General features: G+C 31.3%; 11 protein-coding genes and 2 pseudogenes. 5 read left to right on the plus strand and 8 right to left on the minus strand.

The annotated features are described in order from the left end of the window. Window positions 1–2 precede the first annotated feature (2 nt). The 4 genes from J6Y29_02845 (at window position 3) to J6Y29_02860 (ending at window position 1818) form a co-directional block, all read left to right on the plus strand. The gene (locus J6Y29_02845; protein ID MBP5426817.1) at window positions 3–137 is read left to right on the plus strand and encodes a transposase; all 135 of its coding nucleotides are present in this window, start codon (window positions 3–5) and stop codon (window positions 135–137) included. A gap of 350 nt (window positions 138–487) precedes the next feature. Next, entirely contained in the window at window positions 488–1066 is a 579-nt protein-coding gene (locus J6Y29_02850; GenBank protein ID MBP5426818.1) for a hypothetical protein, read from the plus strand. A gap of 18 nt (window positions 1067–1084) precedes the next feature. After that, entirely contained in the window at window positions 1085–1432 is a 348-nt protein-coding gene (locus J6Y29_02855) for a hypothetical protein (protein MBP5426819.1), read from the plus strand. Between the two features lie 80 nt (window positions 1433–1512). Continuing rightward, entirely contained in the window at window positions 1513–1818 is a 306-nt protein-coding gene (locus J6Y29_02860; GenBank protein MBP5426820.1) for a hypothetical protein, read from the plus strand. Window positions 1819–2259: 441 nt separating this feature from the next. Here J6Y29_02860 and J6Y29_02865 read toward each other — a convergent pair whose 3' ends face one another. From J6Y29_02865 to J6Y29_02900, 8 genes and pseudogenes are all read right to left on the minus strand, one after another. Continuing rightward, window positions 2260–2763, minus strand: a complete 504-nt coding sequence (locus J6Y29_02865; protein MBP5426821.1) for an ankyrin repeat domain-containing protein — start codon at window positions 2761–2763, stop codon at window positions 2260–2262. A gap of 18 nt (window positions 2764–2781) precedes the next feature. Further along, window positions 2782–4938, minus strand: a complete 2157-nt coding sequence (locus J6Y29_02870) for an ankyrin repeat domain-containing protein (GenBank protein MBP5426822.1) — start codon at window positions 4936–4938, stop codon at window positions 2782–2784. 602 nt (window positions 4939–5540) lie between these two features. Further along, entirely contained in the window at window positions 5541–5924 is a 384-nt protein-coding gene (locus J6Y29_02875) for a hypothetical protein (GenBank protein MBP5426823.1), read from the minus strand. 460 nt (window positions 5925–6384) lie between these two features. Then, window positions 6385–6635: pseudogene (tnpA, locus tag J6Y29_02880) on the minus strand (IS200/IS605 family transposase). A gap of 269 nt (window positions 6636–6904) precedes the next feature. After that, a pseudogene (locus J6Y29_02885) lies at window positions 6905–7452 on the minus strand (CatB-related O-acetyltransferase). Window positions 7453–7479: 27 nt separating this feature from the next. Further along, entirely contained in the window at window positions 7480–8250 is a 771-nt protein-coding gene (locus tag J6Y29_02890; GenBank protein MBP5426824.1) for an ankyrin repeat domain-containing protein, read from the minus strand. A 188-nt stretch (window positions 8251–8438) separates the two neighbouring features. Continuing rightward, complete coding sequence (locus J6Y29_02895; protein ID MBP5426825.1) at window positions 8439–10178, minus strand: ankyrin repeat domain-containing protein; 1740 nt, start codon at window positions 10176–10178, stop codon at window positions 8439–8441. Window positions 10179–10399: 221 nt separating this feature from the next. Next, window positions 10400–11275, minus strand: coding sequence for an ankyrin repeat domain-containing protein (locus J6Y29_02900; protein ID MBP5426826.1), 876 nt, complete (start codon window positions 11273–11275; stop codon window positions 10400–10402). A 103-nt stretch (window positions 11276–11378) separates the two neighbouring features. Between J6Y29_02900 and tnpA (J6Y29_02905) the strand changes: the two genes are divergently transcribed. Next, the coding region (gene tnpA / locus J6Y29_02905) for an IS200/IS605 family transposase (GenBank protein MBP5426827.1) at window positions 11379–11593 on the plus strand (215 nt) is incomplete at its 3' end.

The raw sequence follows: 11593 nt of genomic DNA on the forward strand, positions 1-11593 counted from the left end.
CAATTTGTGGAAGTGTACATCACGCAAATGATAGAAGCTATGTGTGTGAATGTGGGTTTCGTACACATAGGGATTTGCTTAGAGCAATGAATATATGTAGATCAACTGAGTATGTTGGTAACAGACATACTGCATAGGGAAAACTATATGTTCTGCCCTATGATGGGTGATGGCGCACCCATACCACACCGTACGAACTACCAGAAATGGACTGTTCAGTCACCAAGTGACAAGCGAGTGTAAATCCCCTGAGTTTAATCGTGGGGAGCAGTCAAAGCCAAATCAGCTATTTTCTTTATTTTTGCTAAATTCTAGGTTGAATAGTTAAACGCAAAAAGAAAAAATTAAATACAAAAAATATAATAAAATTACAAAAAACTATTGTTAAAATGAGTATTATATGTTAAAATTTAGTATACTTAGATAGAAATATCTTTAAAAGTAAAATTGAGAGTATTTGTAATTTAGTTAGGAGTGTTGTGAAATTATGTTTAAAAAGATAGCTAAGATACTGTTATTTGTTTTTTTACTATGTGTATTTTGCAATGTAACTGGACAGGTATCGTATGCAAGAAAAGTAATAAACAAGCCAAATTTACAGGTTACACAGAAAAGACATGTAAAAAAAGATAAGCTTCCAATAATATGGAAGCCCAATTCTGAATTAAAATATTATGGTGACGATGGAGAACTAATACAAATAAGAAGCTATGGTCCAGATGGAAGAGCACTACAAGATATAGATTATAAACATGGTGGATCAAACCATAAGTTCCCTCATACTCATGACTGGGATTGGAGTGTTGGCGATAATAATCCAACACGAGGAGATGATGTTCCTCTACCAGGAGCAAAAGAATTACCACCGAAACAAAAGAAAAAAAATCCAAATAGTACCAGAGGCCAAAAAAGTGGAAAAAACCAAAAAAAAATAGATTTTTCAACATTATCAAATACAGCTAAAATAACAGCCACTTTAGGACCTGCAGGAACTATAGTATATTTTGTAATTTCAGAAGGCAGTAGGATAGTTTTCCCTATTAGAAATATTATACCAATGCCATAAAAAAAGGAGTTGATTTAATTGAAAAAGTTAGTAAAAAATTTTGATTTATTACAAGAATCTGGATTACATGACTATCTTATGGAGTATTTTTTAGTTGATGGTAGTCATGCCGAATTTGTAGCAAAAGAACCTCATGGAATAGAAACACTAAAATTACAATTTGAAAATGTAGAAGAATTTTTTTTAAATGGTGACGGTGGTGGTATATTTGGTAGTAAGTCTGGGGTACGAGTTAACGTTGTTAGCATTATATTTGATATAAAAATAGAAAAATTAGATAATAATACAATACAAACTAAAATTGGGACCTCTCGTGGAGTTTACGTTTATATCGTATCAGGAAAACTGACTGTTACAAAAATATAAAACGTAAGTTATGTTGTTTTAGTACATTACAAGACATAAGAAAAACCTTATATCCGCATTATTTAAAGGAGTTGATTTTTATGAAAAATTTAGTACACGGATACGAATTATTAGATGGAGGGCTAAAAAATTATACTGTACAAAAAATTTTTATGACTTATAAGTGTCTTGAAATTACGGTAAAGTCAGAAGATGGTATAAAGACAATAAAATTGAAATTTGACGGTGTAGAATATATTGTTTTAGGTAAATATAATGTAAATAGTGTTATACCCGAAATAAACTTGAAAAAAACAGATGATGATATGTTACTAGCCGAAATTGAAAATGCAGATGATATATCTATGAAAATTATGGCAAAAAAATTAGTTGTTACAAAAATATAGTTAATCAATTGCATTGTCTCTAAAAAAATAAGTCACTGGAAAAGTTAATTTGTTTTTGCTTAGTTACCATGCGTTTTTTTACAAATACAAAAAATACTTTTTTCAGTGACCTTAATATTATAACACTTCATTTAGAAAATTTCTTGTGACATCCTCCCTTACCTACACCTCAAATTTTTGCCTTAAAATTCTCAGCATGGAGGTGGGGACTTTCTTTTTGAATAAGCAATTGGTTCATGCTCTGTAGCACTAATGTGCTAAGACAGTACGAGCTAACCTCGTGTGCCCCACGGTTTTACGATTTGTTAAGTATATCCGTACCTTGAATATTTTACGTACAGAAGAAACTTGGTTTTCGCATAATTTCTCTGTACAACCCTACATATTCAGTTATCGACGTACTCCTCAATGGTGATGTTTTATTATATTTATGAGAATAAGTTAGAATTCTCTACTATTACCCTTCCCCTTTACATTGACACATTCTATTTTTATATCTTCATTTATAGCCTCTCCACCTTCTAATGCCTCTTTGCTTATTTTTTTGTCTTTATCTTGTCCATCTTTTTGCTCTATTATTGAAACATCAATTACATCCTCTTGATCTTTGTCTATACTTATTTCAATAGACTTTTCTAATATTTTTACTATTCTTGGATTATTCATCTTTTTCGCAAGTTCCAACATTGTCTTTCCAAATATAGTCCTCTTATTCACATCTGCACCTTGCTCAACTAATATTTGTACTATTTTTTCTTTATTCTCTCTTATCGCAAGTTCCAACATTGTCCTTCCAAATATAGTCCTCTTATTCATATCTGCACCTTGCTCAACTAATATTTGTACTATTTTTTCTTTATTCTCTCTTATCGCAAGTTCCAACATTGTCCTTCCAAATATAGTCCTCTTATTCACATCTGCACCTTGCTTAACTAATATTTGCACTATATTTTCTTTATCCTCTCATATCGCAAGTTCCAACATTGTCCTTCCAAACATAGTCCTCTTATTCATATCTGCACCTTGCTCGATTAAGTATTCTACAATATACTTATCCTCAGAACATACTGCCGTATACAATGGCGAAGTGAAAAATATACTATTCCTATTTACATCTGCACCTTGCTTAACTAGACATCTTACTATATTCTCATTTCCGTTCACTATAGCACTTATTAACGGAGTAAAACCTAATATACCCTTATCTACATTTGCACCTTGCTTAACTAAATATTCCACAATATTTTCATTTTTCCTCGATGCTGCCAAGTTAAACAACAACCAAAGTTCCAATGAACTCCTTCCTGAACTTGAATGTTCAAATAAGTATTTTAGAACATTTTCATTTCCCCCAACTACAGCTTCAGTTAATATGGGCCATTTTACTTCTGCACCTCGCTCAACTAGATATTTTATATTTTCTGTGGCTTTATCTCCCATTTCTACCAATTTACGTAACAATAAATCTTTTTTACTTGTAGGTATTTCCATATCAATTTTCATAAGGAACTTCATTGAATCTATATTATCTCTTTCTGCTGCTTTCACTAATAAATTAGCAAATAAATATTTATCTTCTTTTATAATGTCTTTTACTCGCGACAACAAGTCCTCTTTATCTGTCTCTCTTTCACAATAATTCAGTGCTCTTCCTATCGATTGTATTAGCGTTTTTTCATACGCTATTTTATTTTCTTCTCTATCATAATACGTTTCCTTTAAATATCCAGTATCTTTCAATATTTCTTCTATTACTATTTTTTTTACGTCATATTCATCATTATAAACATATTTTTCCAAAAAAGCCGCATTATACTTTAACTTTAGCTCTTTTATCTTAGACCTTATGATTGAAATTACCAATTCTTTTATGTCATTTACTCTTACATATTCATTTTTATCACAATCATTCAATATATTTTCCACTTTTTCTTTTATTTCACTCTCATATACAGAAAAATATTGTCTTGTTAAATATTCTCTATCCCCCACTATGTCTTCAACGATTAACCTTCCAGTATTCTTATATATCTCAACATATTCTGACAAAAATTTAGAATTACACTCTCTTATATCTCTTTCTATAATTTCTATTATCCCGTCATATTTTTTTTCACTTTTAATAACTTGTAAAATTTCATCTTTTTTTGTAATATCTTTTTTATATTCTTCTATAATAGCCTTTGCCCAATCATCTAGCTCCTTTTTTTCTTCTTTTCCACGATACAAATCTACCCAATAATCTACCAACTCGTATTTTGCTTCTAAACTTTCTTTTTGTTTTCCATTTAAAACATTTTCATATGTTTTTAATATATCTTCAATTATCATATCTTCTAAACTATTATTTCTTAAACGTTCTCTTATCTTGTCTACTTTTTGTCTATAAAACAAAGTATCCTTTCTGTTTAATTCATCATTAAAATCTACTACCTTTGGTAAATCAAAATAACCATACTCGCTTAGATAATCATAAAAAACCAATTGTTCATGTGGATCTTCAGCATCTCTAATTTTATCTACAACCTTTTTTATAGATCTTTCACATATACCATTTAATCTTTGCTTTATTTTATTTAGTTCGCTATTTGTTTCTGTTCCTAATCTTTTTTGTACATCTTCCTGATAAGTTATAATTAATTCTCGTACCCCTCTTGCTTTCCCTGCTGTGCATACTTTTTCTAAATTTGCTATTGTAGATAAATTTCCTGCTAAACTTTCTAAATCTATATCTTTTTCATATAATATCTCCGCTATAACTCTAAGCCCACTTAATATACTTTTATATTGACGTCTTCTACTATCAGGATCATCATCCACTGCAATGTCATTTTTGTTTTCTTCTAAACCTTTATAAAGTCTCACTATATTATATTTTATTACTTTCGCTTCCGTTTCTCTGTTCCCATCATAAAAACATATCTTATTTCCCTTGTTATTATTAGCTTCTATTTTTTTTATTAAATCTATATAAATATTTAATCCTTCAAGTAATTCTTTATAATTGTACTCTAAATTATTAATGATTTCAGATATATTACTACCTTTTGCCTTTCTTGCATTTTCAGTTAGCCTTAATCTACTACCCAAAAAATTTTCTTCCCAAATATCAGTTCTCATTCCTTACAACTCCCTTTTTATTACAAAAATAACTATAGCGATTATAAATAACGTTACGTACAGATTACTTTTTTTACATAATATCATGATTTTATCAGAAATGTCAATAGAATATTTCTGTTATTTTCTTAGCAGAAAACCTCCTTTTTATCTGAATACTTGACAAGAATACACTCACCTCTATAGGTGATGTGATTAATTGACATATTTTGCCTTGACTTTTTCTCAAACATAATAAAATATCACCCTTGAGGAGTACATCGATAACTGAATATATAGGGTTGTACTGAGAAATTACACGAAAACCAAGTTCCTTCTGTACGTAAAATATTCAAGGTACGGATATACCTAACAAATCGTGAAACCGCAGAGCACACGAGGTTAGCTCGTACTGTCTTAGCACATTAGTGCTATCTAAGGGGAACCGACAGTTTCCATGAGTAGTGCAAAAAAAGCCCCTACCTCTACGCCGAGAATTTTATGACAAAAATTTGAGGTGTAGATAGGGAATGATGTCACATTATGTCACCTGTACCATGGGAACTACCTAATAGCCCTAGTTAACTTATGTACCCACCACTGTAAGCTAAATATGCCCCTACTTAGTTATCATTTTTTAGATAATCATATAAATTGAATGTTCCTTCTTCACTTTCTACACCAAGAGTAGGAACTTTATCTATTATTCTTACAATTCCATTTAATTTATTGACATAAAAATATACAAATGAACCGGTATAACTACGGAATATCACCTGATACTCAGATTCTGTATCCTCTCCCATTTTTACATACATAATTGAAGGATTATCTTTGACAACATCCCAATCATAAGCACTGTGGCAATAATTATTTACTCCTTCATATGCTATTTCTGCTGTTATTTTACGTTCAGTTACATTTTTTTCTAAATTAACTTTTGCTAATGGTATTATACAAGCCAACACTCCCACTAAGCATAAAATTTTAAAAAATTTTTTCTTCATAAATACCAACCTCCTAATTATCAAAAATTTACTTCTTTCATCAAGTCTTTTTTTCTCTTTTATATATTTTATTATAGTCACAAGTAAACAGGATGTCCATCCCTTTGTTTGAGATACCCTTTTAAGATAATAATGTATACCTTATTAACATTTTCATTTTCAATGTTAATATTACTACTAATATATGAATTATTAATGATTTCCATAATTACCTCCTAGTGACATCCTCCCCCTCCTACACCTCAAATTTTTGCCTTAAAATTCTCGGCGTAGAGGTGGGGGCTTCCTTTTGCAATAACGTGCAAACAGTCGGTTCTCGCTCGATAGTTCCAACGAACTTAAGCAAAAACGAGCTAACCCTGCATGCCCTGCGGTTCTTTACTTACTACGTTAAAGCATTTTCTATTATCATGCCCTCTTTCCTTATGTCATTTGCATCTCTATTATGATACATTCCACAACTTGCACTTTTGTAGGCATTTATGAACTTACTTATTTCCGTTTTGAGGTGTGCTCTAAACAGTATATGTACATGATCTTTATCATGATTCCATTCTTTAAGCTCTATATTGTATTTAGGGGAAATATATTCAAATATTTCTTTCTCTCTTTCCGAAATGTTTTTGTCAAATACTCCTCTCCTATACTTCACAACAAATACAACATGATAATACGACAAAACACAGAATGTGCATTCTTATTTAACTTCATTACTTCAAGCTCCTATTTTTCGACTGCCATTATTCTGATATATTATTCCAAAATTGTCAATAATATATTTTTTTGTGATTCATCCCTCACTTTTAGAAGCAAGAGTATTCTAGCTAAATATTTGATAAAAATCAAAAAAAAATTTAGACCAAGAAGTAATTCCTGGTCTTTTAGTATTTTTCTTTGTTTCTCTTTATTAATTTTTCTAAAACCTTATTTTTTTTGTAAAATAATTTGAACACGTATCTGTCAAATATCCTTTTTCACTTTTATATTCTTCCAATCCTCTTATAATAAAATAACTTATACTCATCTTGTATAATAAATGGAATAATATTATTAATTTCTTCTATGCTTTTATTCCACCATTTTAATTTGAGCAGTAATAATATAAATTCATCGTCAAATCTTTTTCTTACTATCCTTGCTGGATTCCAAACAGCTATGGTACATGCTTTTACATTACTTCCAACAACACTATTTGCTCCAATAATAGCGCCATCTCCAATATAAACTCCAGAAAGTATAGTACTTTTTGACCAAGCCATACATCATTCCCAATAATAATATCTCCCTTTAGTGGATTCATATTCCATCCTTCCAATGTATAAAACGAAAAAGTCGATACCTCATTCATTTGATGATTTGCGCCATTTATAGTAAATTCTACCCCAACTGCAATATGACAAAACTTAACTATAATTAATTTATCCCAAAGCCACTCCTAATGATGGGTAACACGAATTTCAAATTCTGAATCCGTAATATATGCAAAATCTCCAACCACAATATTAGGATTCCTCAAAGTAGGCTCTATGTATACTCCTCAGCACCTATTATAATATTACTTTACTTTGGCGACATTTATTACCTTATGCCTATTTTTAGTATCTACACATTGAATTCTATTATTTTGTGGTGTATTGATAATTTCCCTTTCTCTTCCACTATGATCTAATGCATTAATATCCACTCCTAATTCTATCAATCTTTCTCTTCTACTACGATCTAATATATTAATATTCGCTCCTAATTCTATCAATTTTTCTATAACAGAAATCATTCCCTTCTTTTCAACTGCTATCGTCAAAGGTCTATTCCCTTCAATATCTGATGCGTTAATATCCGCTCCTAATTCTATCAATTTTTCTATAACAGGAATCATTTCTCTTTTAATTGCAATAATCAAAGGCGTACTTTCACCCATCTTCATATTAACATTAGGGCCATAATTTAAAACTTTCATTATGTCATTAATATCTGTTCCATAATCCTCCATTAATTCACAAAAAATTAAATTTTTGCATAATCTATCACGTAATTGGGCAATTCCTCTATCTATTCCTTCAAAACCCCTTCTTACTACGCGATTCCATAGTACTTTCTCGGACACATAATAGCCAACTGCTATCCCCGCAATAATAATTCCTGTACTACCAATAACAGATGCTTGTATAACTGCCATAGGCACTACTATAGAAGCTAATTTAAGAATTAATGCAGAAGAATATATCATTGTTGCAGTATATGTAATCAGTTTGGCATAATTTTTCAAACCTCCTATTACAAAACGCACTAATCCTATACTCGAATATAAAACTCTTTCAAATTTCATTTAAATCAAACCCTTCTAAATTTTACAGTGTAATTTATGATATCACGAGCAAACACAACGTGTCAATATTTTTTTTGATAATATTTAAAGTAAATGCAACACCCCCAATCTAAAAAATGTTGCATTTAATTTGAATATTAAGTTATTTTTATGAACAACAAAAATAAAATGATACTATATACTTTACTCTACTCTATTATAACAATATCAGTGAGGAATTCATTTTTTTTGCATGCACTAGGTAACTCTTCTTGTGGTACAGCTGTCTTTCTTTTTTTAGCTGATTTTTTCAAATCCTGGGATCCCACGGTTGTTTCATTCAAGTGTTTTTTTATATCATCATATTTTGCAGAATATATTAATTCCATCTCTTTATCGACTCTTCTTTCTATTAAATACTTCTCTATCTCTAATTTTTTACATTCCACGGCGTACATTAATGCTGTCATTCCAACAATATCCTTAGCATCAATATTTACTCCTTGTTCTACTAAATACTTTACCACCTCTAAGTGGCCATATTCCACGGCGTACATCAATGCTGTCATTCCACTATTATTCTTCGCATTAATATCAGCTCCATGTTCTACTAAGTAATTTATTGTACTATAATCACCATATTTTGTAGCATACATTAATACTGTCTTTCCAACAATATCCTTCGCATTAATATCGGCTTTTTGTTCTACCAAGTACTTTACCACCTCATTCTTTGCCTCTTTACTGACTTTTTTTTCTGCTAAGTACTTTTCTACTCCTGGATGCGAATGCTCACTTTCCACGGCGTACATTAATGCTGTCATTCCAACAATATCCCTAGCATCAATATTTACTCCTTGTCCTACTAAATACTTTACTACTTCTAAGTGTCCACATCCTGCGGCATACATCAATGCTATCGCATCAAAGTTATCCCTCGCATTAATATTAGCTCCTTGTTCCACCAAGTACTTTACTACCTCTAAGTGGCCATATGTAACAGCGTACGTCAATGCTGTCGCTCCAATACTATTCGTTGTATTAATATGTACTCCTTGTTCTACTAAATACTTTACTACACCTAATTTCCCACATCCCACGGCAAACTTACCATATTTCGCAGCATACATCAATACTGTCGCATCAAAATTATCTTTCACATTAATATTGGCTCCTTCTTTTACTAAGTACTTCACTATACTAGTTTTTCGGTTCTTTGCGGCATACATCAATGCTGTATCACCCATATTATTTCTCACATCTTTATCGGCACCGCATTTCACTAAGTAATTCACTATATTAAATTTACTGTATTTTACAGCATGCAGCAACGCTGTATCTCCCGCATTATTCTTCATCTCAATATCGATCCCTTGTTCTACTAAGTACTTCACTATATCAATTTCTCGGTTCTTTGCGGCATACATCAATGCTGTATCACCTGTATTATCCTTCGCATTAATATTAGCTCCTTGTTCTACTAAATATTTTATTATACTAGATTCATTATATTTTGCAGCGCATAGCAATGCTGTCATTCCATTAGTATCTTCTTCCTCTTTATTGGCTCCTTGTTCTATTAAGTACTTTACCATTCTAAACTTGCCATTTTTTATAGCGTACATCAACGCTGTCGCTCCAAAATTATCCTTCACATTAATATCAGCTCCTCCTTCTATCAGGCATTCTACTATACTAGGCTCACCGTTTTTCGCAGCATACATCAATGCTGTTACTCCATACGCATCCTTTTTTGCATCAACATTAACTTCTTGTTCTATTAAGTAATTCACTATATTAAATCTACTGTCTTTGACAGCATACAGCAATACCGTACCTCTAATATCATCTCTATCCTTTTTATTGGTTCCTAGTTCTATTAATGACTTTATCCCCTCTAGGTCACCTTTACATACATGATTCCACAGTCGCTTATTGGTAATTTTCATTTTTAATTCCTCCCAACTATATACCTAACTAAATTACACTACCCTTGAAAACTTCATTTTTTAATACACCTTGCAATTTGGTAACTTTCCTATTTTTATAGGAACACTTCTTTTACTCCCTATGCTACAAAAGTATACATTGTTACACGTGTTTTGTCAATATTTATTTGCCAAAAAAAGCCCCTGCACAGTTTCCCATGCAAGAGGCCTAATCCATCTCATCAAATGTTTCTAGTATAGACGCATTTTCTCTTATCTAGTGCATCAAAATATATGCTCATAAGAAGATTATCTCCACTCTTCGCAACTATCTCTCCTGCTGTCATTCCAACGTTATCCCTTATATTTTCATTCGCACCTCTTCTTATTAACTCTTTTATTATTGTTGCATTCTTCTTCTCACACGCCATTATCAATGGTGTCTTTCCATCTTCATCTGTTATATTGACATCACAGCCTGTCTCTAATAAGCTTAATATTTTGCTATCACTTTCATTATTCTTGCATTCCTTTAATAACGAATTGCTTATACTCGTATTAACAACTTCACCTAACGTATATCCCGTATTCTTGCCATATGTCCTATTCTTTCTTCTTCCTGGTCTTATTCTCTCAATATCTTTCGATAACATTTTACTCTTCTTCTTTGGCAACTGCTTTCTAGAAACATTTTTTGTATTCGATAATACCTTGTTAGATTTATTCTGTTCTTCTTTCACATTATCATGGTTCTTCTCTTCCTCTAACTTTATCTCTTCATATAAAGCATAAAATTCACTATAATTTATCTTGTCAGATGTCCCTGCAAAGTTTGCTCCTTTTTCAATAATAAGATATTTCATCACTTCTTTATTTTTAACCTTATATGCTACTCCAAGCGGTGTATATTCTTCATTCTCTGTCCCGTTTATATTTTTTACATTTCCTACTAACTTCTTTATAGCCTCCATGCATCCACCTACACACGCAAACTTCAACATCTCATATAATTCATCCTCGTTTTTCCCTTCTATCATGCTATCTATATTTGTATTTATCAATACTGATGCCGCCTTGCCTCCTTTTTTTAATATAACTAATACCATTTTCTTTACCAAAAACGCCGTAAAGTCCCTAACTTCAGTTATGGGGATATAAGGCGGCATTAAAAAAAATTATACATATACTTGCATTATAAAATTAGTGATATATAATAAGCGAATGAAGTATAAATCTAACAATAATGTGGTTTATTTATGCAAATATCACGTGGTGTTTTGTCCGAAATATCGACGTTCCGTATTGAAATATGGAGTTGAAGTTAGGTTAAAGGAGTTGATTATAGAAACATGCACTAAACTTAGTGTCGAAATCATAGAAATGGAGAGAATGCCAGATCATGTACATTTGCTAATTGAAGTAGATCCACAATTTGG

The sequence above is a fragment of the Clostridiales bacterium genome (assembly GCA_017961515.1).
Lineage (GTDB): Bacteria > Bacillota > Clostridia > Acetivibrionales > RGIG10202 > RGIG10202.